The sequence below is a fragment of the Haloferax massiliensis genome (assembly GCF_001368915.1).
Taxonomy (GTDB): Archaea; Halobacteriota; Halobacteria; order Halobacteriales; family Haloferacaceae; genus Haloferax; species Haloferax massiliensis.
Genome location: NZ_CSTE01000002.1, coordinates 1156891 through 1182945 on the forward strand (window position 1 = coordinate 1156891; position 26055 = coordinate 1182945).

Annotated in this window: 25 protein-coding genes and 1 pseudogene; 14 read left to right on the top strand and 12 right to left on the bottom strand. The window is 67.8% G+C overall.

What is annotated here, in order from left to right:
- The first annotated feature begins 92 nt into the window (after positions 1-92).
- The 3 genes and pseudogenes from rbcL to BN996_RS20815 all read left to right on the top strand — a co-directional run bounded on the left by rbcL (position 93) and on the right by BN996_RS20815 (position 4557).
- The gene (gene rbcL / locus BN996_RS09965) at positions 93-1337 is read left to right on the top strand and encodes a type III ribulose-bisphosphate carboxylase (protein ID WP_089778673.1); all 1245 of its coding nucleotides are present in this window, start codon (positions 93-95) and stop codon (positions 1335-1337) included.
- 616 nt (positions 1338-1953) lie between these two features.
- Positions 1954-3348, top strand: a pseudogene (locus BN996_RS20810) (cache domain-containing protein); the annotation flags it as partial.
- Positions 3349-3459: 111 nt separating this feature from the next.
- Positions 3460-4557 carry a methyl-accepting chemotaxis protein gene (locus BN996_RS20815; protein WP_394326169.1) on the top strand — a complete coding sequence of 366 codons (1098 nt, stop codon included), beginning with the start codon at positions 3460-3462 and terminating at the stop codon, positions 4555-4557.
- Positions 4558-4617: 60 nt separating this feature from the next.
- Here BN996_RS20815 and BN996_RS09975 read toward each other — a convergent pair whose 3' ends face one another.
- Positions 4618-6312, bottom strand: a complete 1695-nt coding sequence (locus tag BN996_RS09975) for an NADH-quinone oxidoreductase subunit D (RefSeq protein WP_089778677.1) — start codon at positions 6310-6312, stop codon at positions 4618-4620.
- A 97-nt stretch (positions 6313-6409) separates the two neighbouring features.
- Here BN996_RS09975 and BN996_RS09980 point away from each other — a divergent pair, with 97 nt between their 5' ends.
- The gene (locus BN996_RS09980) at positions 6410-7072 is read left to right on the top strand and encodes a helix-turn-helix domain-containing protein (RefSeq protein ID WP_089778679.1); all 663 of its coding nucleotides are present in this window, start codon (positions 6410-6412) and stop codon (positions 7070-7072) included.
- A gap of 36 nt (positions 7073-7108) precedes the next feature.
- Here the strand turns inward: BN996_RS09980 and BN996_RS09985 are convergent, their stop codons facing one another.
- The 6 genes from BN996_RS09985 to BN996_RS10010 all read right to left on the bottom strand — a co-directional run bounded on the left by BN996_RS09985 (position 7109) and on the right by BN996_RS10010 (position 12349).
- On the bottom strand, positions 7109-8080 hold the full coding sequence (locus tag BN996_RS09985) for a ribose 1,5-bisphosphate isomerase (RefSeq protein WP_089778681.1): 972 nt from the start codon (positions 8078-8080) through the stop codon (positions 7109-7111).
- A 49-nt stretch (positions 8081-8129) separates the two neighbouring features.
- A complete protein-coding gene (locus BN996_RS09990; protein WP_089778683.1) occupies positions 8130-9608 on the bottom strand; it encodes an AMP phosphorylase in 1479 nt (492 codons plus the stop codon).
- Between the two features lie 60 nt (positions 9609-9668).
- Complete coding sequence (gene trxA, locus BN996_RS09995) at positions 9669-10094, bottom strand: thioredoxin (protein WP_089778685.1); 426 nt, start codon at positions 10092-10094, stop codon at positions 9669-9671.
- Between the two features lie 213 nt (positions 10095-10307).
- Positions 10308-10601 (bottom strand): DUF7521 family protein, encoded by a 294-nt coding sequence (locus BN996_RS10000; RefSeq protein WP_049920513.1) that lies wholly within the window; start codon positions 10599-10601, stop codon positions 10308-10310.
- Positions 10601-10975, bottom strand: coding sequence for a helix-turn-helix domain-containing protein (locus BN996_RS10005; protein WP_004971053.1), 375 nt, complete (start codon positions 10973-10975; stop codon positions 10601-10603). Before BN996_RS10005 ends, BN996_RS10000 begins: the two co-directional genes overlap by 1 nt.
- A 27-nt stretch (positions 10976-11002) precedes the next feature.
- On the bottom strand, positions 11003-12349 hold the full coding sequence (locus BN996_RS10010) for an oxidoreductase (RefSeq protein ID WP_089778687.1): 1347 nt from the start codon (positions 12347-12349) through the stop codon (positions 11003-11005).
- Positions 12350-12441: 92 nt separating this feature from the next.
- On the opposite strand from BN996_RS10010, the gene BN996_RS10015 reads away from it, so the two are divergent.
- Positions 12442-13470, top strand: coding sequence for a succinylglutamate desuccinylase/aspartoacylase family protein (locus BN996_RS10015; RefSeq protein WP_007274773.1), 1029 nt, complete (start codon positions 12442-12444; stop codon positions 13468-13470).
- A 49-nt stretch (positions 13471-13519) separates the two neighbouring features.
- Here BN996_RS10015 and BN996_RS10020 read toward each other — a convergent pair whose 3' ends face one another.
- The 3 genes from BN996_RS10020 to BN996_RS10030 are packed head-to-tail and all read right to left on the bottom strand — an operon-like array spanning position 13520 to position 15091.
- Positions 13520-13729 carry a DUF8145 family protein gene (locus BN996_RS10020; RefSeq protein WP_007274774.1) on the bottom strand — a complete coding sequence of 70 codons (210 nt, stop codon included), beginning with the start codon at positions 13727-13729 and terminating at the stop codon, positions 13520-13522.
- On the bottom strand, positions 13726-14244 hold the full coding sequence (locus BN996_RS10025) for a macro domain-containing protein (protein ID WP_007274775.1): 519 nt from the start codon (positions 14242-14244) through the stop codon (positions 13726-13728). The genes BN996_RS10020 and BN996_RS10025 overlap by 4 nt, the downstream gene beginning before the upstream one ends.
- 1 nt (position 14245) lies before the next feature.
- Positions 14246-15091, bottom strand: a complete 846-nt coding sequence (locus tag BN996_RS10030; RefSeq protein WP_007274776.1) for an aldo/keto reductase — start codon at positions 15089-15091, stop codon at positions 14246-14248.
- 112 nt (positions 15092-15203) lie between these two features.
- Here BN996_RS10030 and BN996_RS10035 point away from each other — a divergent pair, with 112 nt between their 5' ends.
- A complete protein-coding gene (locus BN996_RS10035; RefSeq protein WP_089778689.1) occupies positions 15204-15890 on the top strand; it encodes a YqjF family protein in 687 nt (228 codons plus the stop codon).
- A 21-nt stretch (positions 15891-15911) separates the two neighbouring features.
- Here the strand turns inward: BN996_RS10035 and BN996_RS10040 are convergent, their stop codons facing one another.
- On the bottom strand, positions 15912-18065 hold the full coding sequence (locus BN996_RS10040; protein ID WP_089778691.1) for a S9 family peptidase: 2154 nt from the start codon (positions 18063-18065) through the stop codon (positions 15912-15914).
- A gap of 129 nt (positions 18066-18194) precedes the next feature.
- On the opposite strand from BN996_RS10040, the gene BN996_RS10045 reads away from it, so the two are divergent.
- The 8 genes from BN996_RS10045 (at position 18195) to BN996_RS19770 (ending at position 25025) form a co-directional block, all read left to right on the top strand.
- Positions 18195-18641 (top strand): hypothetical protein, encoded by a 447-nt coding sequence (locus tag BN996_RS10045; RefSeq protein WP_008573466.1) that lies wholly within the window; start codon positions 18195-18197, stop codon positions 18639-18641.
- A 106-nt stretch (positions 18642-18747) separates the two neighbouring features.
- Positions 18748-18873 carry a hypothetical protein gene (locus tag BN996_RS20675; RefSeq protein WP_264371807.1) on the top strand — a complete coding sequence of 42 codons (126 nt, stop codon included), beginning with the start codon at positions 18748-18750 and terminating at the stop codon, positions 18871-18873.
- Positions 18870-19907: a metallophosphoesterase family protein gene (locus BN996_RS10050; protein ID WP_089778693.1), complete on the top strand. Its 1038-nt coding sequence runs from the start codon at positions 18870-18872 to the stop codon at positions 19905-19907. The genes BN996_RS20675 and BN996_RS10050 overlap by 4 nt, the downstream gene beginning before the upstream one ends.
- Entirely contained in the window at positions 19898-20674 is a 777-nt protein-coding gene (locus tag BN996_RS10055) for a DUF7260 family protein (RefSeq protein ID WP_089778695.1), read from the top strand. The genes BN996_RS10050 and BN996_RS10055 overlap by 10 nt, the downstream gene beginning before the upstream one ends.
- Before the next feature lie 134 nt (positions 20675-20808).
- Positions 20809-21222 (top strand): PH domain-containing protein, encoded by a 414-nt coding sequence (locus BN996_RS10060; RefSeq protein WP_193310953.1) that lies wholly within the window; start codon positions 20809-20811, stop codon positions 21220-21222.
- Positions 21219-23006: a PH domain-containing protein gene (locus BN996_RS10065; protein ID WP_089778699.1), complete on the top strand. Its 1788-nt coding sequence runs from the start codon at positions 21219-21221 to the stop codon at positions 23004-23006. Before BN996_RS10060 ends, BN996_RS10065 begins: the two co-directional genes overlap by 4 nt.
- A gap of 77 nt (positions 23007-23083) precedes the next feature.
- Positions 23084-23779, top strand: a complete 696-nt coding sequence (locus BN996_RS10070; RefSeq protein ID WP_089778701.1) for a carbonic anhydrase — start codon at positions 23084-23086, stop codon at positions 23777-23779.
- A 448-nt stretch (positions 23780-24227) separates the two neighbouring features.
- Entirely contained in the window at positions 24228-25025 is a 798-nt protein-coding gene (locus tag BN996_RS19770) for a hypothetical protein (protein WP_139043116.1), read from the top strand.
- 334 nt (positions 25026-25359) lie between these two features.
- On the opposite strand, the gene BN996_RS10075 is transcribed toward BN996_RS19770, so the two are convergent.
- On the bottom strand, positions 25360-26019 hold the full coding sequence (locus BN996_RS10075; protein WP_089778703.1) for a bifunctional 4-hydroxy-2-oxoglutarate aldolase/2-dehydro-3-deoxy-phosphogluconate aldolase: 660 nt from the start codon (positions 26017-26019) through the stop codon (positions 25360-25362).
- Positions 26020-26055: the final 36 nt, after the last annotated feature.

A 26055-nucleotide genomic window follows, 5' to 3' on the forward strand; every position in this document is an offset into this window, starting at 1 on the left:
GTCGCCCCGCACCGAACCGTTTCCCTTCGCGTCGAGGGGCCAAAGTCGCTTCGGGATGCCGTTTTAAGCTTCGCGGGAGCGTAGGCGAGGCTATGGGTATCACGTACGAAGACTTCCTCGACCTCGACTACGAACCGACCGACGAGGACCTCGTCTGCACCTTCCGCATCGACCCCGCGACGGGGATGTCGACGGAGGCGGCGGCGAGTCGCGTGGCCTCTGAGTCCTCCAACGGCACGTGGGCGGCCCTCCAGACCGGCGCGGATTTCACCGACATGGGCGCGACGACGTTCGACATCGACGGCGACCTCATCAGAGTCGCCTACCCCGCCGGGCTGTTCGAACCCGGCAACATGCCGCAGGTGCTGTCGTGCATCGCCGGCAACATCATGGGCATGAAGGCGGTCGACACGATTCGCCTCCTCGACTGCGAGTGGCCCGAGTCGGTCGTCTCGGCGTACCCCGGCCCGCTGTACGGGTCGTCGGTCCGCGAGGAGATATTCGGCGTCACCGACCGCCCCATCACGGCGACGGTTCCCAAGCCGAAAGTCGGCCTCTCGACGGCCGCGCACGCGCAGGTCGGCTACGACGCGTGGGTCGGCGGCGTCGACCTCCTGAAGGACGACGAGAACCTGACCGACCAGGCGTTCAACCCCTTCTCCGACCGCCTGACCGAGTCGCTGTCGCTCCGCGACGACGCCGAAGACGAGACGGGCGAGACGAAGTCCTACCTCATCAACGTCACCGCCGACACCCGGACGATGCTCGACCGAGTGGACGAGGTGGCCGCGCAGGGCGGCGAGTACGTCATGGTCGACATCATCACCGCGGGCTGGGCGGGCCTCCAGACCGTCCGCGAGCGCACCGAGAAACACGGCCTCGCCATCCACGCCCACCGCGCGATGCACGCCGCCTTCGACCGCCTGCCGGCCCACGGCGTCTCGATGCGGGTGCTCGCGCAGATAAGCCGCCTCTGCGGCGTCGACCAGCTCCACACCGGCACCGCCGGCCTCGGCAAGCTCGCCAACGAGGACACCGTCGGCATCAACGGGTGGCTCGCGGGCGACCTCTACGGGACGACCGACGTGCTACCGGTCGCCTCGGGCGGCCTCCACCCCGGCCTGCTTCCCGACCTGCTCGACGCCACGGGGACGAACGTCTGCGTTCAACTCGGCGGCGGCATCCACGGCCATCCCGACGGCACCCGCTCGGGCGCGGTGGCCCTTCGGTCGGCCATCGACGCCTACGTCGAGGGGCGCTCTATCACCGAGGCCGCCGAGGAGACGCCCGAACTCGCGGTCGCCCTCGATAAGTGGGGGACCGAGACGCCGCGGTAGAGTCAGCGGTGGCGGCGCGGGGTTCCCCGTGTTCGCAACGTTTGCTATTTCGTGACAACCGTTCGAAATTTATTGAGCGATTACTGCAATACCGAGTGAGCATCGACCCGTTAGTCTGCGTCGTCCCGAATCGGTTCGGCGTTCGAATATCGAAGATAATAATTGGCGCGTGAGTTTTATACGGTCGTTCAGGCAGAGCTAGATTCAGAGCGATTCGGCTACTTCCGGGGTGTTTGGCGCGTATTGGGGGACACCGTGGACTGCCGACATCATCCAAATCATGAAGATACGAACGAAACTTATCGCACTCTGTCTCGCCATCTCGTTGATTCCCGTGGCGATCGTCGGGGTCGCAGGCGTTCAGGGAATGAATAGCATTGGGAACTATGCACAAGACCAAAGCGAGGCGACGCTCGAATCGCAGATCACCGGCGACCTGAACCACACCGTCGCCGCCCGGCAAGAGGAGATCCAGAACCTGCTCGACGCCCGCCGAATCGACGCCCTCGCGCTGGCGAACTCGGCACCGGTGCAGAACTACGAGGCCGCCCGCGCCGGCGAGATGGAACTCGTCCAAGAACAGAGTCAAGCGCAGTTGGGGTACATGGCGCTCCAGATGCGGGCCACCGTCGAGACCACGAAACAGACGGTGCTCGCGAACCAGTACGGCGGACAGGACTGGGAGGACCTCACGCCGGCGCAGCAACAACAGGTGAAAGACCGAGTCGAGGCGCGAATCGCCGGCACGGCGGGAAGCGGCGTTCAACAGGGCGGGACGCTCTCCGACGCGTTCCGACCGGGCTACGTCGGGTCGACCGGCTACGCGTTCGTCCTGAACGGCGACCTCGACTTCGTCGTCCACCACAGCCTCGACGACGGGGTCAACGCCGTCGACGACGCCGAGATAGCGGCGTTCAATCAGGTCCCATCCGAAATCGAGTCCAACCCCGCCGTCCGCGACGGCGAGGAGTGGGGCATCGTCGAGTACGAGTGGGAAGACACCACTCAGGAGGGCAACCCCGTCGAGGAGAAGTTCGTCGCGTACGCCTACCACGAGGACTTCGACTGGGTGCTCGCGCCGAGCGTCTACTACTACGAGTTGCAGACGGCCGCCGTCGTCGACGCCCGCGGCCAGATTAACGACTCGTTCCGGAGCTACCTCGAAACCCGCGCCGTGACCATCGACGGCGAGGAGCGCCCCGCCTACGACGAGGTGCTTTTCACCGACGAGAACGGACAGGGAATCGTCCAAGCGACGCGCACAGACGACGGCATCGCCACCGAGTCGGTGGCCGACACCTCGTTCGCGGACGAGGCGTGGTTCGAGAGCGCGGCCAGGCTTCAGGAAGGCGAAATCCAAGTCAGTGAGGTGGTACCGACCGACGACGGGACCACGGTCTACGTCACCGCGCCGGTCTACCACGGGAACGAGCTCACGGGGACCATCACGCTCCAGTTCAACTTCGACCTCCTCAACGTGCTCATCGACGACATCACGGTCGGCGAAACCGGCCACATGAGCATCGTGAGCGAAGGGGGTGCGCTTCTGACTGACCCGAAGGAGTCGCTCGGAACCGTCGAAGGCGAAGTCGCCGAGAACCTCTCTGCCGGTCTCGTCCAGCGCGGCCTCACCACCTACGAGACGGCCGGCGAAAGCGGTGACTCGGCCCGGTACTTCGTCGGGTACGCACCGCTCCACTTCGGCAACGGGCAGTACAAACTCGTTGCGACCGTCCCCGAGTCCGACGTGACGGGGCCGGTCGAACAGCTCGGACAGGCGATGAACGACCGCGCAGACACCTCTCGGAACATCATCCTGCTGTTGATGGTCGGCATCATCGTGGTCGTCGTCGGCGTCGGCTACGTCGCCGCGCGGTACTTCTCGGAGCCGATCGAGGCGCTCCGTGACCGCGCCCAGTCGCTCGCCCGCGGGCGGTTCGACGACAGCGAGGATATCGACGCCAACGACGACGAACTCGGCGAACTCGTCGAAGCGTTCGACGACATGCAGGAGAACCTCCAACGGCAGGTCTCGGCGCTCCGAACCGCGGGGACGGAACTCGGCGACGGCAACCTCGACCAAGACCTGCGGACCGACCTCCCCGGCGAGTTCGGCGCCATCATGTCCGACCTCGACACCGGGATTCAGAAGCTCCAGGACGGCTTCGTCGAGGTGCAGTCCGTCGCCGACGAGTTCGCGGCGGTGAGCAACGAGACGGTGTCGAGCGCGAAGGAAATCGAGTCCGCGAGTCAGGAGACCGCGCGGTCGGTCGAGGAGATCGCCCACGGCGCGGAACAGCAGACCGAGCGGCTCCAGACGGTCGCCGACGAGATGAACGACCTCTCTGCGACCATCGAGGAGGTCGCCGCCTCCGCCGACGGCGTCGTCCAGTCCGCCAACGAGGCCGTGTCGCTCGCCGACGAGGGGCGCGAGCACGCCGCGGAGGCGACAGACGAGATATCGACCATCGAGACCGAGGCCGACGAGGCCGTCGAGCGGGTCGAAGCCCTCGGCGAGCAGGTGGGCGAAATCAACGAAATCGTCCAGCTCATCAACGACATCGCGGAGCAGACGGACCTGCTCGCGCTCAACGCCTCCATCGAGGCCGCCCGCGCGGGCGAGGCCGGCGAGGGCTTCGCCGTCGTCGCCAACGAAATCAAGGCGCTCGCCAAGGAGGCCAGTCAGGCCACAGACGAGGTCGAGTCCCGAATCGACGAGGTGCGCGAGAGCGCCGACGGCACGGTCGACGCCATGCAGTCCATGCAGGACAGCGTCGAGAGCGGCTCCGAGACCATCGGCGACGCCATCGAGATGTTCGACCACATCTCCGGGGCGATTCGGGAGGCCGAACACGGCGTCGAGGAGATTTCGCAGGCGACCGAGAATCAGGCCGTCTCGACCGAGGAGGTCGTCTCGATGGTCGACGACGTGTCGAGCGTGAGCGAGGAGACCACCTCGGAGACGGCGACGGTCTCCGCGGCGACCGAAGAGCAGACCGCCGCGATAAACGAGGTCACGCGGAACATCCAGCAGGTGTCGGAGTCCGCCCAGTCGCTCAACGATCTCGTCGGCCGGTTCGACGTCGGGCAGGGCGAACGCGGCGGCGGAGCCGACGCCGCGTCGGGCGAGACGAGTCCCGCCGCGTCGTCGCAGTCTGGCTCACAGGCCGTCGCCGACGGCTCGGGTGAGGGGACCGGTCCCTCGCCGTCGGACGACTGAGTCAGCGACCGCGACTGCGTCGCCGACTGCGACGCGACGCGACCCGTCGGCCCGCGCCGACTACCGGTCTACTTCTCCCATTATCGTGTCGAGACTTCCGAGCGCCGCGATGAGGTCCGGGATGTACTCGCCTTCGGCCATCTCGGGGAGCGCCTGGAGGTTCGAAAACGAGGGGCCGCGAATCTTGAACCGCGCGGGGGTGTCGGTGCCGTCGGCGCGGATGTAGATACCGAGTTCTCCCTTCGCGGCCTCGACGGCGCGGTACACCTCGGTGTCGTCGTCGGGTTTGATGGTGCGCGGGACGTTCGACTGGATGGTCCGTTCGTCCTCGGGCCAGCCTTCGAGCAGGTCGACGCACTGGGCGACGATGTTGGCCGACTCCTCGACCTCGCGGAGGCGGACGAGCAGGCGCGCGAAGTTGTCGCAGTCCTCTTCGACGGCGACCGCCCAGTCGAGTTCGTCGTAGTAGCCGTAGGGGTCGTCGCGGCGGAGGTCGTAGTCGATGCCGGAGCCGCGGGCGACCGGCCCCGTCACGCCGTAGTCCTTCGCCACCTCCGGCGGGAGGATGCCGGTGTCGACCGTGCGGGCCTGCAGAATCTCGTTCGCCGTCAGGAGGTCGCGGTACTCGCGTAACTTCTCGGGGAGGCCGTCGACGAACGCCCGGACCTTCTCGAAGAACTCCTCGCGGGGTTCGGGGAGGTCCCAGACGACCCCGCCGAGCCGGAAGTAGTTGAACATCAGCCGCTGGCCCGTGAGGTCTTCGAGGACGTTCTGGACGAGTTCGCGGTCGCGGAGCGCGTACTGAAACGTCGCCGTGAAGTCGCCGATGACGTCGAGGGCGTACGCGCCGACCGCGAGCATGTGCGAGAGGATGCGGCTCAGTTCGGCCGCCAGCGTCCGGAGCACCTGCGCGTACTCTGGTACGTCGATGTCCGCCAGCGCCTCGGCGGTGCGGGCGTAGGCCCACTCGTTGAGGAGGCCGCCGCCGCCCCAGTCCCAGCGGTCGGGGTACGGCATAATCTGGTGTCGGTAGGTTCCCCGCTGGCACATCTGCTCCTCGCAGCGGTGGATGTAGCCGATGTCGGGCTCGACGTCGGCGACCTGCTCGCCGTCCAGCGCGACCTGCAGGTGCATCACGCCGTGGGTCGCCGGGTGGTGCGGCCCGATGTTGAGAAGCATCGTGTTCGTGTCCGCGCGGCCGTCTTCGGCGAGCGGGTTCGCGTTCTCGTCGTACCGGACGACTTGGGGGCGCGTCTGGTCGTAGTCCAGCCCGAGCGGGTGGCCCTGCCACGTCTCCGGCAGGAGGATGCGGCGCAGGTCCGGGTGGTCCTCGTACCGGATGCCGACGAGGTCGTACGCCTCCCGCTCGTGCCACTCGGCAGTCCGAAACGCCGGCGCGGCGGACTCGCTCACCGGGTCCGAGCGGGGCGTCGGGACGACGACGCTCGCCTCTCGGGTCGGGTCGTCGTAGGACTTCAGGTGGTAGACGGACTCGTAGCGGTCCTCGTACTCCTGTGCGGTCACACACGACAGGTGGTCGAGGCCGAGACCGTCGCGGAGGGCCGAAAGCGACGACTGCACCGCGTCGGGGCGAATCTGCACCGCGGGCGCGTGGACGTGTTCCTCGGTGGCGAGGGCGGCGTCGCCCAGCGCCCGCCGGAGCGCGTCGGCGTCGAGGGGACCGGCGTCGTCGGCGGCGGGCGCGGCGGGGTCGTCGTCGGACTCGGGGGGCTGCTGCGGGCGTTCGAGTGACATGGCGGCTGACACCCGCTCGTTCGCCCGGGCGTCGGTTCGGCGTTCTGCCTCACCAGTGCGGCCAGTTTTTATGTCGCGGTCGAATCAACCCGCTGGCATGAAATCCGTCAGGCTTCGCTTCGCGCCCGACGACGAGCAGATGCACCCGATGCACGAGTTCGTCGCCGACCACGAGGCGTTCGAGCGGACCGAGCTCCACCACTGGAACCCGACGGTGACAGACAGGAACACCATCGTCTTCGAGGTGTTCGGCTCCGCCATCGAGGCCTACGAGGCGGCGCTCGCGGAGACAGAGCGCATCCGGTCGTACGAGGTCTCACAGCTCCCCGGCGACTCGTTTTTCATCGTGGTGAACGAGCGGCTCGACCCGGCGGGCGCGAGGCAGACGGCGGCCGTCACGCGGGGCGACCTCATCGTCGTCCCGCCGGTCGTCTTCGGCGGCGACGGCACGGTGTCGGTGACGCTCGTCGGCACCGACGACGCCCTCCAGTCGGCGGTCGAGGAGATGCCCGAGGGCCGCGGTCTGGAAATCGTGCGGGTCCGGGAGTACACGGGGCCGGGGAGCGTCTCGGCCGGGTCGCTGTCGCCCCGCCAGCGCGAGGCCGTCGAGGCCGCCGTCGACTGCGGCTACTACCGCGAGCCGCGGACCGGGTCGGTCGCCGACGTGGCCGCCCGGCTCGACTGCTCGACGAGCACCGCGGCGGAGCACCTGCGAAAGGCGGAGATGAAAGTCATGGGCGACCTCGTCGGCGGGCCGTGACTGCGTGTCGGCCCGCGACGACGGTTCGGGGCCTGCCTAGGGTTCGGCTCGCGCCTCCGGTTCCGCCCACGGCTCCGAGGTGCCCTCGCCGAACAGCTCCCGCATCAGGATGACGATGCTCTCGGGCGGGAACTGCCCGCGCTCGGTGACGATGGCGTCGACGTAGCGCGGCGGCGTCACGTCGAACGCGGGGTTCTTGACGGTCGGGTTGCCGAGCTCCGCGAGCGTCTCGTCGTCGACGACCTCCGCGGTGTCGCGCATCTCGATATCGACGGTGTGGCCGGTCATCGTCCCCGGGTGGAGCTTGAGCGTCTGCGCGGCGACCATGATGGGCGTCCCCCGGTCGCGGGCGTTGACCGCGAGGCCGCTCGTCCCGATTTTGTTGACGACGCTCCCGTCGGCCGCGACGGCGTCCGCGCCGACGAGCACGTGGTCCACGTCGTTGAGGTAGCGCCGCGCCGCCGAGTCGACGATGAGCGTGACGGGCACGCCCAGTTCGTCGAGTCGCCTCGCGGTGATGTGCCCCTGATTTCTGGGTCGCGTCTCCTTGACGACGGCCTCGATGTGTTTCCCCTGCTCGACCGCCGCCTCGACGCACGCCAGCGCGTCCGTCGAGTGGCAGTGGGTCATGATGGTGTCGCCGTCGCGGAGGCGGTTCGCGCCGACCTCGCCGAGGTCGGCCTGCGCCCGTTCGAGGCGGGCGCAGAACTCGTCTGCCGACTCGACGACGTTCTGTCGGAGTCCCTCGACGGTCGTACTCGACATGCCGCGGAGGACGTACCGGAGGGCGTTGGGGAGGCTCACGGCCGTCGGCCGCGTCTCGTAGAGCGCTCGCGCGGCCGCACGGAGTTCGGCCCGGAACGCCTCGGCGTCGGCGGCGTCGCTCTCCGTGGCCTGCGTCCGGAGCGCCCGCGCGGCCGAGTCGGCGATGGTCGCCGCGCCGCGAGTCTCCATCGTGTCGATTTCCGTCGCGGTGCGCCGGACCTCGGGATGTACGCGGTCGTCCATGCGGGAACTACGGGCGTCGGACGCAAAAAGGTCGCCGCGGGGACGGCGTTCAGACCCGGTCGACCAGCGCCTCGTCGGGGTGTCGGACCCGGACGGTCTCGACGCGCTCGGTGAGCGCCTTCGCGTCGGCGAGCTTGTCCTCGGACTCGGCGTGGACGGTGAACAGCGTCTCGCCGCTGGCGGCCATCTCGCCGACGCGGCGGTGGAGTTCGAGGCCCGCGCCGGGGTCTCGCGGCGCGCCGGCCCGGCGGGCGACTTCGTTGACGAGGCGGTTGTTGATGTGCGTGACCACGCCGTCGCGGGCGGCGCGGACCGCGACGGTGTGCCGCCCCGGCGAGAGGTCGGCGGCCTCCACGTCGGGGTCGCCGTTCTGCGCGGCGAGTATCTCGCGGAACGTCTCCTCGGCCTGACCCGAGTCCAGAATCTCGGCGGCGTCGGCGTCGACGCCGGTGGACTCGAAAAGCAGGTCGGCGAGGCGAATCGCCTTCATCCGCAGGTCGTTCGGGCCGCCGCCGGCGAGCGTGGCGAGGACCTCGCGGGCTTCGAGCACGGGGCCGACGCCGCGGCCGACCGGGGCGGCCCCGTTCGTGATGGCGCACTCGACGGCCATCCCGAGGTGGTCGCCGACGCGGTTGAAATCCTCCGCGAGTTCGCGCGCCTCGGCGAGGCTCTCGACTTTCGCGCCCTCGCCGTAGGGGATGTCGACGACGACGTTGGTCGAGCCGGCGCTCTTTTTCTTCGAGAGGACGGAGGCGATGAGTTGGCCCTTCGGGTCGATGGAAAGCGGCGTCTCGGCGCGGATGATGCGGTCGTCGACCGGCGAGAGATTCACCGCGCCGCCCCAGACGAGACAGCCGCCGGTCTCCCCGACGATGTCGCGTATCTCCGGGACGGAGAACTCCACGTCGCAGAGGACCTCCATCGTGTCGGCGGTGCCCGCCGCGGAGGTGACCGCCCGCGAGGAGGTCTTCGGAATCTTCAGCCCCGCCGCGGCGACGATGGGAACGAGAATCGGCGTGACGCGGTTGCCCGCGACGCCCCCGATGGAGTGTTTGTCGGCGATGACCGGCTCCTCCCACGCGATGGTCTCGCCCGCGTCGGCCATCGACTCCGTGAGGTGCATCGTCTCTTCGAGGGACAGCCCGTTCGTGTAGGTCGCGGAGACGTACGCCCCGAGTTCCACGTCGGCGAGGCGCTCTTCGTAGATGTCGCGGACGATTCGCGAGAGTTCGTCGGCTTCGAGTTCGATGTCGTCGAGCTTCTTGCGGATGTAGTACACCGAGTCGGGCTGCGGCGCGACCGACACCTCGACCGCGCCTTCGAGGTGGTCGAGGCGGCGCGTCACGCCGAGGGTCCCCTCGGAGACGAGTTCGTCCGTCAGCTCGACGATGCCGATGGTCGTCCGGCCGCCCCGACGCAGTTGGACGCGTTCGAGCGCGTGGACCCCGAGTTCGGCCGCGTCGCTCTCGTTCAGGAGGACCGTCGGCGACCGGGTGCCGATGTCGATGTGCTCGGCGACGAGTTGCATACCCGAAGGTCGGACGAGAGCGTCAATAAATCGACCCCGAGTCTCGGGGACGGAGAACGCTTACGCGAGGTGGGATTCGACGAGGTTCTTCAGGTCGTCGTAGCCGCGGACGCCGACGAGCTGTTCGACCGCCTCGCCGTCGGCGAAAAGCACCATCGTCGGGACGCCCCGGACCTGGTACTGGGCGGCGAGCTCCTGGTTCGCGTCCACGTCGACCTTGGCGACCGCGGCGTCGGTGTTCTCCGCGAGCTTCTTCACGGTGGGTTCGAGCATCTTGCACGGGCCGCACCAATCCGCGTAGAAGTCGACGAGCACCACGTCGTACGACGACACGGCGTCTTCCAGCTCTGACGCGCCGTCGACGTGGATGGGCTCTGCCGGCCCAGCCGCGGTTTCTTTCGCCGCGCTCCCGCCGTCACCGCGGAGCTTGGATTCGAGTTGTTCGCGTTTCTGCTTCCGAATATCGGTCAGTTCGTCGTCGGACATACCTACCGATACCGGCCGCACCCTAATAACAGTTTTGTACAATTCGAACAATAACGGCCATCGATCGACCGACGGTAGCGCGCGACACGGGTCGGGGCGGAGTGGCGACTCGTGGCCGGACGACGAGGAGAAACGGCGGGGAGCGCGACCGCGAGTCGCGGGTTGATTCGAAGGCGGTTCGGCGGGTCCGGAGACAGTCCCCCGGTCCGAGCGTCAGTCGACGTACAGCGAGTAGGTGATGACCGCGAAGCCGACGAGCGTCAGCACCGAGTCGAAGAGCAGTCCGGTGGCGAGGTCGACGTTGAGAATCACGTCGAGCGCACCGCCGAGCATCGCGCCGAGCGTGACGACGCCGAACCCGAGCGCGAGCGCGCGGAGCGACGCCGCACCGGTGTTCCGGTACGCCTTGTAGCTGAAGTAGGTGATGAGCCCGCCGAGGACGAGGATGCCCGTCTTGACGACGATTATCATCGTCGCAATCGTCGGCGAGGCGCTGAGGTGCCCCATCAGGTCTCCCTCCGGACCCGCGACCAGATGTCCGCGAGGCGTTCGTCGGGCGTCTGCTCGGGGCGGCCGACCGCGACGTCGAAGTCGCGGTCCTCGTTGAGCGCGATTCGCACCTCGTCGAAGGCGACCTCGTAGGTCGTCGCGTGGTGGCCGTCCGCGCGAATCTGGGTCCCCTCGGCGAGGAGCGCCGCGTCCGTGAGCAGGTCCAGCTTCCTGTACGTCGTCGAAAGCGGGATGTCACACGTGTCTGAGATTTCGCTTGCCGTCATGGGTTCTTCGAGTCCTCTGATGATGGCTCGGGCGTCCGCGTCGTCGAGCGCGTCGAGCACCGCCGTCAGTTCGGCCGACTCCATCGCGGACCGGTCGCGCGCCATTACCCAGACTCACCGACGAGAGCCTTATTAACTCTCCGGGTCGGGCTCGTCGCTATCCGCCGATTCGGGGGCTGTGTCGTACGCGCCCTCCATTCTGAGGGCCCCCGCGCGGGCCAACACCGCGGGCGTTCGACAGACGCCCGGCGCGCCCGTCGCCTGCGGCACCGCGCAGTTGTTGCAGTTCTCGCAGACGACCCGCGTGTCGGCCGCCACGTCGCGGCCGAGCAGTCGCGCCGGGAGCTCCGGTTCGGCGTAGAACGGCCGGGCCATCCCGACGGCGTCGCAGGCGTCGCCGAGCAGTCGGTCGATGTGGCCGCGCTCGCGGATGCCGCCCTCGCAGAGCACGGGCACCGAGACGGCGTCGCGGACGCGGCGGCACAGGTCGGCGTTCCACGCCGGGTCGAAGTCGTACCACGCCGCTTCGATTCGGTTGCCGAGTTCGACGAGTCGCGCCCGGAGCGGGCCGCCGAAGGCCGCGGCGTAGCCGTCGCGGTAGCGGTCGTCGCGCCACGCGCGAGCCGGGAACGACCCCCGGACGATGCTCGCGTCCCAGAACACCGACCCCGAGACGGGGACGAGCGCGTCGTAGCCGGCGTCGTCGAGGCGGCGGCAGATGTCGACCGCGTCGGCCTCGGTCAGGCGTCGGCGGACGCCGGGCGGCGCGGCCGTCTCGGCCGGCACTTTCGTCATGAGCGGCACGTCGCCCGCCCGCCCGCGGACCTCGTCGGCGACGACCTCCAGAAACCGGACGCCGTCGCCGAACTCGTCGTCCCGGCGGTTGTAGAACGGCGAGAGGAACTGGTGGACGACGCCCATGTTCGCGCCGGCGACGTGGACAACGTCGTAGCCGGCGTCGACGGCCATCGCCGCGGAGCGGCCGAAGTCCGCCGCGAGGTCGTACACCTCCTCGGTCGTCATGACGTGGGCGTCGTAGTCGAGAAAGCCGAGGCCGTCGAGCAGTCTGAGGAGCCGCGGCGGCCGGGAGACGGCGAGCTGTCGCAGGTCGGGGTGGTCCCGTCGGTACGCGGCGTGCCACGTCTCCATGCTCCGCAGGCCGCCGTACTCCAACTGGACCGCGACGGCCGCGCCGTGGTCGTGGAGTCGCTCCGTCACCGCCGACAGCGACGCCGCGAACTCGGGGTCCGCGATGCGGGTCATCCCCGGCGCGGCACAGCCGCCCGTCTCGCGGACGATGGTCGCGCCCTGACAGACGAGGCCCGCGCCGGCCCGCGCCGCGGGTTCGAGTTCCGCCGCGAGGCGCTCGGGCGCGTCGGGTCCGGTGCCCGCGCATTCGAGGACCGGCGCGCGGTAGAGCCGGTTTCGGAGCGTGAGCCCGCCGATGTCGAGCGGGTCGTCGAGCCGAGGAGTCGCCATGAGAGAAACGTGGCGCGCGAGCGACGTAAATCGACGCGGCGGTCGGTCGCCACCGGTCAACCTTCTTACCCGTCGCCGCCGATGACCGTCTCATGAACCCCGAACCGTTCAGGTACGACTCGGAGGTGCCGCCGGGCGAGGTGCGACACCTCAGATACGAAATCAGCGAGACGTACCTCGGCGACCCCGTCGAGATACCCGTCACGGTCATCAACGGCGAGCAGGGCGGGCCGTCGGTCTTCATGACCGCGGCGCTCCACGGCGACGAGCTCAACGGCGTGAAGGTGATGCAGGAGGTCGCGAGCCGGTACAACCCCGCGGACATCCACGGCACCATCGTCTGCATCCACGTGGCGAACGTCCCCGGCTACCTCGCCCAACAGCGCTACATCCCCATCTACGACCTCGACCTGAACCGGTCGTTCCCCGGCCGCGACGGCGCGAACACGGCCGAGCGCATGGCGAACCAAATCTACCGCCGGTTCGTCGAGCCCTGCGACCTCGGCATCGACTTCCACACCTCGACGCGCAACCGGACGACGATGTACCACGTCCGCGCCGACATGAACCGCCCCGAGGTCGCACGCCTCGCGCGGTCGTTCGGCGCGAACCTCATCCTCTCGGGCGAGGCCGAGGCGAGTTCGCTCCGCACCGTCGCCACCAACGACGGGATTCCGACCATCACCGTCGAGATGGGCCGCGCCCACCGCTTCCAGCCGGCGATGGTCGACCGCGCGCTCGACGGCGTCGAGAGCGTCCTCGCCGAGTACGGCGTCCTCCCGGACGAGGCGGTCAGCTGGCCGGGCTGGTCGCGCGTCATCGACTCCGCGACCGACAAGACGTGGCTCCGCGCCGACGTGGGCGGCCTCGTCGAGATGCAGTACGGCGACGTGCCCCTCGTCCACGAGGGCGACACCATCTGCACCATCTCGGACCACTTCAAGACGAGAGAAAAGCGCGTCTCTGCGCCCTTTACCGGCCTCGTCGCCGGCGTCCTCCAGAACCCCGTCGCCGCGCCCGGCCACCCGCTCTGTCACCTCGTCAGCGTCGACGACGCGACGCTCCGCGAGATAGAGCGCGAAATCGAGGCCGGCGAGTTCACGGAACGCCCGTGGAGTTAGGCGGGGCGCGTCGAATCAGACGCGCTCGTGTCGCCGCCGCCCCGCTCGGTCAGTCGTCCGCGCCGACCTGCTCGTGGGTGTGGTGGAAAAACCGGACGTGCGGCCGCCCGTCGCGTTCGACCGGCTCGAAGCAGACGCGCCGGTAGCGCTCGTTGTCGAGGAGATTGACGAGCAGGCCGCGGTCGTGGAGCGAGACCGAGTCGTAGGGCGTCGAACAGACCGGACACAGCTCCGGGTCGGTCGCGTCGCTCACCGTCATTTTCCGGTCCCCGACCCGACCGCGTCGGCGACCCGCGAAACCGTCTCGAACTCGTCGTCCGCGTAGGCGATGAACCGAACGTCGCGGAGCGAACTCGGCTCGAACGCCGCGAGTTCCTCGCAGATGAGTCGCGCGCCGTCGGCGAGGTCGAACCCGGCGACGCCACAGCCGAGCGCCGGAATCACGAGCGACTCACAGCCGCGGTCGTCCGCGGCCCGCAGGGCGTTTCGCGTGGCGTCGCGGATGCTCTCGGCGGTCGCCCGCCCGTCGCCGTAGTGGGGCATCGCCGCGGCGTGAATCACGACCTCGGCGTCGAGGTCGAAGGCGTCGGTGACGGCGGCCGCGCCGAGGGCTATCGGCCCCTTCGCCATCGCCGCGTCGTTCAGTTCGGGACCGCCGCCGCGACGGAGCGCGCCCGCGACGCCGGAGCCCATCCGGAGGCTCGTCCCCGCGGCGTTCACCAGCGCGTCGGCCGACTGGGCGGCGATGTCGCCCTGTACGACGGTGTACTCCACGTCAGGCCAGTCGGTCCATGTCCTCGTCGTCGAGGTCGATGTGCGAGGCCGCCACGTTGTCGCGGAGGTGCGAGACGCTGGACGTGCCGGGGATGGGAAGCATCACGTCGGAGCGGTACAGGAGCCACGCGAGGGCGATCTGCTGGGGCGTCGCGTCGTGTTTCGCCGCGACCGCGGAGACGGCGTCGGCCCGGTCGCCGAGGTCGCCCGCGCCCAGCGGGTACCACGGGATGAAGCCGATGCCGTACTCCTCGCAGGCGTCGAGGCTCGCCTCGAACTCGCGGTCGCCGATGTTGAAGCGGTTCTGGACCGTGGCGATGTCGACGATGTCGCGCGCCTCGTCGAGCTGTTCGACCGAGACGTTCGAGAGGCCGACGTGCCGAATCAGTCCCTCGTCTTTCATCTCGGCGAGCGCGTGGACCGAGTCCTCGAAGGAGACGTGCGGGTCGGGGCGGTGAAGCTGATAGAGGTCGATGGTGTCCACGCGGAGGCGGTCGAGGCTTCCGAGGACGGCGTTCCGGAGGTAGTCGGGGTCGCCGTTGGGCTTCCAGTCGCCGTCGGTGTTGCGGAGCAGACCGCCCTTCGTGGCGACCACGAGGTCGTCCGGGTAGGGCGCGAGCGCCTCGCCGATGAGGCGCTCGGAGACGGCGGGGCCGTAGGAGTCCGCCGTGTCGATGAGGTCGACGCCGTGGACGAGCGACTCGTGGAGGACCTTCTTCGCGTTCTCCACGTCGTCCGGCTCGCCGATGATGTCGTCGCCGGTGATGCGCATCGCGCCGAAGCCGAGTCGGTGAACCGTGAGGTCGCCGCCGATGTCGAACGTGCCGCTGGCGTTTTCGAGTCCCATAGATGACAGTTCGTCGCCAGACACCTGTGCGTTTCGCTGGGGGAAATCGACCGCAGAGGGCGGTGCCCGCGACCGCCGAAACCCACACCCGTCGGCGGTCCTAACGGTCGCTATGGACCTCCTGTCGATGCGCTGGCGGCACACGCTGTTCGCCCACTGGCCGGTCGCTCCCGAACTCGTGGAGCCGCGACTTCCCGACCGGCTCACGGTGGCGACCCGCGACGGGCGGGCGTGGCTCGGCGTCGTCTCGTTCGACATGACGGACATCCGCCCGCGCGGGTCGCCAATCGGGTTGGGGTTCCCCGAGGTGAACCTCCGGACCTACGTCGAACCCGCCGACGGCGGCCCCCGCGGCGTCTACTTCTTCACCCTCGACGCCGCCGACCGCCTCGGCGTGACGATGGCCCGACTGGGCTACCGGCTCCCGTACCACTACGCGACCATCTCGGTCGAGGAGCGAGACGGCGCGGTCGACTACGAGAGCTACCGGCCGGCGACCGCCGAGACGCCGGAAGCGCGGTTCGAGGCGACCTACCGACCGACCGGCGAGGTCCGAACCCTCGACCCCGGGTCGCTCGACGCGTTCCTCGTCGAGAACTACCGCTTTTACACGGACGAGTGGCCCGTCGTCATCGGCGACATCGACCACGACCCGTGGCCGATACAGGGCGTCGAAGCCGAGATTCGCGCGAACACGATGTTCGAGGCCTGCGGCTTCGACCACCCCGGCGGCGACCCGGTACTCCACTACGCGGCCGACCTCGACGTGACGGCGAAGCCGCCCGCGGTGCTTCGGTGAGGCCGCCGACGCCCGCGCCTCTCAGTCGCCGCCGTCCGTATCGTCCGCCGTGTCGTCTGTCTCGACCGCCGGGTCGTGACGCTCGTACCAGTCGAGAATCTGCTCCAGTCGGTGGGTCGCCCGCTCGGGCGTCGAAATCGAGTGCTGTTCCTCCGGGTAGACGACGAGTTTGGCGTCGACGCCCTGTGCCTTCGCGGAGACGTAGAGCTGTTCTGACTGACTCGGCGGACACCGCCAGTCCTGCCCGCCCGCCATCACCAGAAGCGGCGTGTCGATGTCGCCGGCGTCGGTGATGGCCGACGAGGTGTCGAGCGCCTCCGGGTTCTCCCACGGGAGGCCGAACTCGTATCTCGTCCACAGGTGGTTGTCGTCGGTGCCGTACGACGACCGGAGGTCGTAGATGCCGTGTTCGGGGGCGGCCGCCGTCAGGAGGTCGGTCTGGGTCACGAGGTAGCCCTGCGCGATGCCGCCGTAGGAGATGCCGTAGCCGAAGACGCGCTCCGGGTCGGTCCAACCGCGGTCGACGAGGTCCTCGACGCCCGCGACGATGTCGTCTACCTCGACCGAGCCCCACTGCCCTCGGAGCTGTTCCGCGAAGCCGCGCCCGTAAGAGGTGCTCCCGCGGTAGTTCACGCGCACGACGAGATAGCCGCGGGAGGTGAACACCGGGTGGTCGAACCGGAACGCCGGTTCGTCGTAGGCGATGGGGCCGCCGTGGATGGCGACGACCGTCGGGCGCGGGTCGGGGTCGTCGAAGTCGAAGTCGGCGGGCGCGTAGACGACGCCCTCGACTTCCCAGCCGTCGCTCTCGAAGGCGACCCGTCGGACCTTCGGCATCTCGTACTCGTCGGTGACGGTCTCGTTGAGCGCCGACAGTCGGGTGAACGACTCGGCGTGGGCCGCGTCGACCGCGTCGATGTCGGCCAGAGAGACGGCGTAGGCGTCCCACCCGTCGGCCGGGTCGGAGACGAGCAGGCCGGCCGTGTCGCCGGCGACGTGCAGTCCCTGTATCGCTCTGAACTCGCCCTGTGCGTCGAACACGCGCTCGGGGGCGTCGGTATCGGGGTCGAGTCGCGCGATGCGCGACTTCCCCTCGTCGGCGACGAGCGCGTAGAGTTCGTCGTCGCCCGCCCACGACGGCGAGGCCCCCAACGCGAGCGTCCGGTCGAGCGACGTGGAGACGGACCGGACCTCGTCGGAATCGAGGTCGGCGACGCGGATTTCGCGCGGGACGTACCAGTTCTCGTGGTCACCCGCCTGAAACGCGATTCGGGAGCCGTCGGGGCTCCAGCGCGGCGTCCCGGTCGCGTAGCCGCCGCTCGTCAGCTTCCGGTCGTTCGAGCCGTCGGCGTCGATGACGAACAGGTCCTGTTCGAGCGTGTCGTCCGGGCGGTCGGCGTCGCAGGAGACGTAGGCGATTCGGTCGTCGGGGCTCCACGTGGGCTGGAGACCGCCGGCGTCGGCGAACGCGCCCGCGGCGGTTGCGTCGTCGAGGCGCTCCGTCTCGCCCGTGTCGAGGTTCACGACGAACAGGTAGGTCGTCACCGTGTCGGTCCAGCCGACGCCGTTGATTTTGTGTTGGAGCCGCTCGGTCACGACCGGCCCGCCGTCCTTCCGCTCGTCGAGATACTCGCGCTCCTCGTCGGTCGGGTCGCGCGCGGAGACGACGAGGCGGTCGCCGTCCGGCGACCAGTCGAACTCCGAGACGCCCTCGTCGAGGTCGGTGAGCTGGGTCGCGTCGCCGCCGAGTTCGAGGTCGAAACACCAGACCTGCGGCTTGGGACCGCTCTCGCCGCCGGTTGGCGGTTCGTCGTCGGAGTCGTCGCCATCGTCGGTATCCTCGGTGTCGGCGTCATCAGCATCGTCGGCCTCGCCTTCGGTTTCGTCGTCCGCGCGGCCGACCCGCCGAGAGAGGTCCTCGTCGCGGGCGGCGACGAACGCGAGTCGGCTTCCGTCGGGCGACCACGTCGGGGACGACGCGCCGGGGTGACGAGTGAGTCGGTGCGGCTCGCGGGAGCCGTCAGCGGGGACCACGAACAGGGAGGCGACGCGTTCGTCTTCGTCGGGGTCGCACTCGGTCGCGGTGAAGGCGACCGTCGACCCGTCCGGCGAGACGGCGACCTCGCCGGTGACCGAGAGGTCGCTGAACGCTTCGGGAGGGAGTTCTCCTGACATGGCTCGAAACGTTCGACCGAGTGACAAATAAATTTGTGTCGGCGAACCCGGCGACCGCGTGCGGTCGGTCCACCGCCCCGCCCGCCCGAAGGTGAAACCTTCAAGCATCGCTGAACTAACCCGACGGACATGGCACTCATCGACACCGTGATGGCAACGCTCCACCTCGTCGTCGGCGGTCTCTGGACGGGGAGCGTCCTCTTTTTCGCGCTCGCCGTGCTGCCGACCGCCCGCGCCGGGAACATCCGCGCCGCCGCGTTCGAATCGGTCGTCTCGCGGCTGACGATGTGGTCCCGCGGGGCCTCGCTCGTGATGTTCGCCACCGGCGGCCACCTCGCCGGCACGCGCTACACCGCCGAGAGCCTGTTCGGCTCCGGCCGCGGCCACCTCGTCCTCGGGATGCTCGCGCTCTGGTTCGTCCTGACCGGCCTCGTCGAAGTCGGTCGGGCCCGCGCGAAAGACGGCCTCGCCGAAAAGAAGGTCCGCACGCCGGCCGAGAAGGCCGCGCCGTTCTACCTCGGTGCCGCGCTCGTCGCCGTCTTGCTCCTCGTCGACGCCGGCCTGCTCCTCAACTGACGCCGGCACCGACTCCCGAGGGCTCCGTAGAGTATCTATATCTACGTTAGAAAATATATATTCTGTACGATATGTTTATGGGCTCGGTCCGGGTGAGTCCACGTGTATGCACGGGGACGAGACGCGCGCCACCGAGTCGCCGCTTCGAATCGAGCTGTGTCCCGAGACCGGGCGGATACGCGTCCACCGGGAGACCGCGCTGGGGACGTTCACGCGGACCATCGACCGATGAGCCCGGACGCCCCGCTGACCATCGGGGAGACGCCGGTCGGGAGGTCGGCCGAGCGCGGTCCCGGTCCGGTGCTCGCGCGCCTCGCACGACCGGTCTCGGAGACGCCGACCCGGCTCGCGGTCGTCGCCGACCCGCACGTCACGCCGACGGGTTCCGGCACGTGGAAAGTCTACCACCGGAGCGAGACGCGGCTTCGGACCGCCGTCTCGACCATCGCCGACCTCGACGTCGACGCGACGGTCCTGCTCGGCGACCTGACCCGCGACGGCCGCCCCGAGGAGTACGACGTGGTCGACGAACTCCTCCGCGACCTGCCGGGGCCGCGGGTCGCGGTTCCCGGCAACCACGACGTGCCGAAGCGCTGGGACGACTACGACGCCCCGACGCCGGCCGAGTTCGCGGCGCGCTACGCTGACGACGCCCTCCCGTTCGTCCGCCGGGTCGGCGGCGTCGACATCGTCGGCCTCGACTCCGCCGGCGGCGGCCCGAACCTCTCGCTCACCGACACCCACGAGGGGGCCGTTCCCGACTCCCAACTCCGCTGGCTCGACACGATCCTCGCTGACGCGACGACCCCGGTCGTCGTCCTCCACCACAACGTCTTCCACCCCCGCCGCCACACCGGCCAGTTCCCCGACGCCGACTTCTACCAGCTCCGCAACGCCGACGAACTCGCCGCGGTGCTCGCGCGCCACGACGCGCCGCTCGTGCTCTCCGGACATATCCACTGGCCCGCGACGGCGGTGCGAGCCGGCGTCCGCGAACTCATCGCCCCGGCGACCTGCTCGTTCCCGCAGGCGTTCATCCTCGTCGACGTCGACCGCCGCGGGACGACCGTCCGACTCGTCCCGCTCGCGGGACCGAAGGGCATGGCCGAGGCGTACACGCTCGCCGCCGCCGGGGCCGCCCACGGGCAGGGTATCGCCGCGCACGCCGAGCGCGGGCAGCTGTCTGCGCTCCCGCTCGTCGACGAGCGGACGCCGCCGAGACGGGTCGTCGGCTCGGACGTTCCGGGGGCGGTTCGATGGCGGTGAGCCTCGACCGCCTCGACGACGCCCGCGAGGCACTCCGCGCCGAGCGCCGCCGCTGCGTGGACGAACGCGAGGCGTTCCGGGCGTTCCGCCGCGAGGTCGTCGCGTCGCGGGCGACGGCGTCGACTCCGAATCAGGCCCCCGCGGCCGCGACGCTCGTGGGCCAGCGGGGCGGGCGAGACAGGACCGACGCCGCGCTCTCCGGCCTGCGCCGGAGCTACGAGCGGACCGTGATGTCCGTCCCGCACTACGACGAGGAGTACGGCGACGACTTCGAGGAGAGCCTCGCCGCCGAGTTCGGCCCGGACGTGGCGACCGCGTTCCGGTCGGCGAGCGTCCTGTCGCCGCCGCTCCGGCGCACGGTCGCCGCGGCGGCCGCGTCGTCGCTGGACGAGCGCGAGCGGTTCGTCGAGGTCGTCGACGAGGAGGCCGAGTCGGTGGCGTCGATGCGCGACGATATCGAAGCCCTCCTCGGCCGGCTCGGCGACCTCGATCGGACGCCGCTTTCCGAACGCGGCTTCGACGCGCTGTTGGCGCTCTACGAGGAGCTATCGGCGCTCCGCGAGCGACTCGAAGAACTCGTCGCGGCGCGACAGGAGACGATTTCACACCACCGACGGGCGCTCTCCGCGCTGGTGCCGGACGTGACGGAGTTCCTCTACGCCGACCTGTCGGTCCGGTACCCGGTGCTTGCGACGCTCGCGGCGGTCGGCTCGACGCTCGACACCGCGACCCGACGGGTCGAACGCCGGCTCGCCGCCACCCCGTAAGCCGATTCGGTCGCGGCCACAGTTATTTATCCGTTCGAGGAGACGCCGGAGTATACGATGTTCACGCGCTCGGAGGGATTCCCGTGAATCGCCTCCACCCCCGTATCCGTCTTCTGTGGGTCGCCCGAGCGGTCGTGTTCGCCCTCGTCGTCGGCGGCGTGGCGACCGCGGTGACGATGTTCGGCCCCGTCTCGATACCCGCGTACGTCCCCGTCGCGGTCGGCGTCATCGTCCTCGTCGTCGGCGTCGCCGTCGCCCTGCTCCGGTATCGGGCGTGGGGCTACGAGGTCCGCGACGACTCGCTGTACCTCCAGCGCGGCGTCCTCACCAAGGTCAACACCGTCGTCCCGTTCGTCCGGGTCCAGCACGTCGACTCGACCCGCGGCCCGCTCGAACGGCTCGTCGGCCTCGCGTCGACCGTCGTCTACACCGCCGGCTCCCGCGGTGCCGACGTGTCGATTCCGGGGCTGACCCCCGAGGGCGCGGAGGACCTTCAAGACCGACTGAAGCGCCTCGCAATCGCGTCCGAGGGCGACGACGCGGTATGACCCGGCTGTCGCCGCTCTCGGTGCCCTATCGGGCGGTCCAGCGCAGCGCCAGCATCGTGTTCGCGCTCGCGTTCTTCGCGTTCACCGGCGGGACCGCCTTCGGCGGCTTCCTCGGCGGCCTCGGGGCCGTCGCGCTCGTCGGCGTCGCCGTGCTGGGCATCGCCGGCTACGAACTCGCCTACTTCCGCCGGTTCGAGTACGAACTCACGCCGGACACCCTGGACATCCGGTCGGGCGTGTTCTCCCGGCGCAACCGCGAGATTCCCTACCGGCGCATCCAGAACGTCGACATCTCCCGCAACGTCGCCCAGCGGCTGGTCGGCATCGCCGCCGTGAACCTCGAAACCGCGGGCGGCGGCGAGACCGAAGGCAGCCTCCGCTTCGTCAGCTACGAGGAGGCCCGCCGCATCCAGTCGGAGGTCGCCCGCCTGAAGCGCGGGGGCACCGACGGCGACGCGCCCGAACCCGAACAGGAACTGCTGTTCGAACTGACGCCGCGGGAGTTGGCCATCGTCGGCGCGCTGTCGTTCGACCTCCGACTCCCCGGCCTCGTCTTCGTGTTCGGGTCGACCGCCTTCCCCATCGTCGCCTCCTACGTGGACGTACCGGTCCCCGCCGGGAGCGCCGCGGCCGCGGGCGTCGGCATCGTCGCGCTGGTGCTCCTCGTCGCGCTCGTGTCGTGGGCCGCCGGCTTCGCCTCCGCGGTGGTGAACTACTACGGCTTCCGGCTGACCCGCGTCGGCGACGAACTCCAGTACGAACGCGGCCTCCTCCAGCGCTACAACGGGTCGATTCCGCTCGACAAGCTCCAGACGCTCACCGTCGAGGACAACCCCCTGAAGCGCCGGTTCGGCTACGCGACGCTCCTCGTGGAGACGGCGGGCTACGCCCCCGGTTCGGACGGGTCCAACGGGTCGGGTAGCGGCGGTCGCGGCTCCGAGGCGGCCATCCCGCTCGCGACCCGCGACCGCGTGCTCGGCCTCGTCGCCGACCTCGAAGGCGTCGAGGTGCCGACGTTCGAGGGGCCGCCGACGCGCATCCGCCGGCGCTACGCCGTCCGGTACTCGCTGGTCCTCGGCGCGGCGACGCTCGCGCTCTACGGCGCGAACCGGTTTCTCCCGCAGGAGATTCCGTGGTTCGTGCCGCTGGCGCTCGTCCCGGTGGCCGTCGTCGCCGGCGCGCTCCAGTGGCGGCACCGCGGCTACGCGCTCACCGAGGACCACTTCGTCACCCGCAACGGCTTCTGGAAGCGCGAGACGCGGTTCGTCCCCTACTACCGCGTGCAGACGGTCATCGAGCGCCGGACGATTTTCCAGCGCCGCTGGCGCGTCTCGACGGTCACGGCCGACACCGCGGGGAGCATCTCCCTCGTCGGCGGCGACGCGACCGCGGTCGACATCGAAGTCGCCGACGCGGCGGAGCTTCGGGAGACGCTGAACGACCGTCTCCGCGAGGCGCTTTCGGCGCGACGCGAGGCGCGACGGCAGTCCCGACAGGCCGCCCTCGGCATCCGCGCCGCGGAACCGGACCGCGACGCCGACGCGTCGGATTCGGAGGCGGTCGCCGACGACGAGGCCGACGTGAGTGAGACGCCCGAGTTCGTCGAGGAGGCCGAGCCGACGACCACCGAGGACGAAAACGAGGGCGAAGACGGGGAGACGGAGGCGGAGACAGAGACGGGGGTCGAACGAGAGCCGGACGACCCCTTCATCTGGGGCGAGTCTGTCGAGGCGGGCGACGACGACACCGAGGCGAGCGACGAGTCGGCCGATGACAGTCGATAGCCGAGAGGACCCACCGACGGCGGTGAACATCGCGACGAGCGGGGAGCTATATCGACGTGCGGGTGCAACGTAATCCAATGACGCGAACAGTGCTGGAGTCGCTGTTGGCCGGGAACGCGCGACACGTCGAGAGCCTCGCCGCCGACCACTTCGAGGGCGTCCGCGAGGCGCAGTCGCCGGCGGTCGTCTCGGTGAGCTGTTCGGACTCTCGGGTCCCCGCCGACGCGGTCTGGAGCGCCGACAGGGCCGGCGAGCTGTTCACGTCGGTCAACGTCGGCAATCAGGTGTGGACCGAAATCGACGGGCGGCTCGTCGTCAACGACGCCGTCGGCTACGCGGTGTCGGCGCTCAAGTCGACAGATATCGTCGTCCTCGGGCACACGGGCTGTGGCGCGGTGACGGCCGCCTACGAGACGGTCACCGACGGGAGCGTCGGGGACCTGCCCCCGGCGGTCGAAGCCGCCGTCTCGCGGCTCGTCCCGCTCGCCGAGGAGGCCCGCGAACTCGGCGTGTTCGACGCGGACACGCCGGGCGGCGAGGCGGTCAACCGACTCGTCGAGTACGCGGTCGTCCGGCAGGTGGAGTACCTCACCGAGAGCGACGAGATTCCCGAGGCGACCGACTGCTGGGGCTTCGTCTACGACTTCCAGCGCGTCTACGGCGACGCCGACGGCGCGGCCTACCTCGTCGCGGCCAACGGCGAGTCGGACCCCGACGCGCTCGCCGACGTGGTTCCCGATGGGTTCGAAGAACGCGTGCGGTCGATTCGGTAAGAAGCGATTGGCGGGCGGTTCGAGGGGATTTGATCCGTTGGAACCCGTGATTTCTGAGCTGAATTGCGTGCAGAATAGAGAGTGTATACAGCACGCCTTGTCCCTTTATTCGACTCAATCCATATTGAACAATTGTTAGGATGAGACTGTGGGTCTACCGCACCCCTTGTATCAGTAACCCCGCCACGACAAGTATCACACACCTACTCAGCGGTTGTTTCAGAGAGGAAGGTATTGAACGGAGATAATAACAACAAATCAATATTAATCAAGACCAATTCTTAGAGTTAATACGTGGGAACCAATGGATATTATAAACATTACAGATCTGAAACACATATTGGATTTCCAACTGTTTAGAAATGAATATGGTTTTTGATTGTCAGAGTCTAGTTGGATGTCTGATAAGAACATAGAACAACCGAATCGACGAACTGTTCTACAAGCTATGGGTGCAGCTGCTGGAGTTGGTTTGGTCCCAACAATCAGTTCCGGGAAAGAAGACAGCGTGGTGAAATTTGACAAAGCCATGAAGAAGCGGGATAAAAAAGATTGGAGCCTTGATAAATGGTTCAAATACATCGATGATAAAGATATAGAATACGGGAATGAACAAAAAACAACAAAAGTAGACCTGAAAACGGGTTCAAGTACAGATGGCCCGTCAACACAGATCATTTCGGGATTTGAGGAAAAAGACCTTACTCTAACAATGACTTACTACAGCCTTGGTAGTTATGACGCAGTAGAGTTACACTGGTCATTCGATAACAGTGGTATAGATGATGCATATACTGGAAAGCCAAAAGATATAGCTAAGATTGGCTATAACCCAGACCACTACAGTAAACCCCCGGAGAGAGATGGGGAGAGTTGGTATAGCTTTGGATCTGACATGGTTGAGCTTGGCAAAAAGCAAACACCAGAAGGGGGAGCTATTGCACGGTATAATGGCCTATACTTCAAAGGTCAGAATCCACTAATTGGAGATGGTGAAGTCGGAGGTGACTTAGATCTACAAGATTACATGACGCTTTATATTGATCCAGACACATCTGTTCCCCTAAATGAACGAGAGATATATTTCTCCTATTCAATGCTGTATGATTCGGCAAGTCTAGGAGATACCAATATATCCGATGATGGAATCAGTTTTGGTATTACTAACGAGGAGGATTCCTGGACCGTATCTCCGGCCTACGAACAAGAAGACCTCAGAAACGGGAAACAATATACCCCAAACTAAAATTAAGAAACCAGCTCTAAGCAGATCGATGGGTACTCAGGAGCCGAAATCATAAATCCGGCATGGTTATTTTCTCACAGGGGAGTGATTAACGCAAATGGAAGGAAACGAACTCAGCCCAAGCGGAGATAGTCAGTCGTATAACCTGAAGGGGTATGATAAGATTAGTTTATTTATTGCTGTATTTTTATATTTTGGTTCAGAACTAAACATAATTCCATTCCAAACGGCCGTCCTTTCGTTCCTTTTTGTCATTATATTATATCTCGTCTTGGATAGCTAAATACATATTATATATTCTATTATTTAAATTAGGACGACCACCCGCTCTCCCTCAGTCGTCTCGCGCGTCGTCGATGACGTTCGAGAACTCGCGGGCCGTCTCGGTGATGACCTCGAAGTCGCCGTTTTCGATTGCCTCGTCGTCCATGAGCGCGCCGCCCGCGCCGTCGACGACCGCGCCGGCCTCGATGTAGTCCGCGGCGTTGTCGAGGCCGACGCCGCCGGTCGGCATCATCGGAATCTGCGGGAGCGGCCCCTTCATGCTCTTGAGGTGGCCGGGGCCGAGCGAGGACGCGGGGAACACCTTCACGAGGTCCGCGCCCGCGGAGTACGCGTCGGTCGCCTCGGTCGGGGTCATGATGCCCGGCGCGACGAGCGTCCCGTAGCGGTTGCAGGTCTCGACGACGCCCTCGTCGAAGTTCGGCCCGACGACGAACTCCGCGCCGGCCTGGATGGCCGCGTTCGCGGTCGGCGCGTCGAGAACGGTCCCTGCCCCGACGATTGCCTCGCGGTCCGAGAAGGACGCCGACACCTCGCGGATGAGGTCCATCGCGTCGGGGTTGTCGGCCGTGATTTCGTAGGCGGTGACGCCGCCCTCGTGGAGCGCGTCGGCCACGTCGATGATGGTGTCCGCGTCCGCGCCGCGCATCACCGCGACGACGCCGCTGTCGGCGAGTCGTTGCATGTCCTCGTGTACGTCGAGTGCGACCATTGCTGTCTCGTCGTTTACTACAGATAGTATTAAATT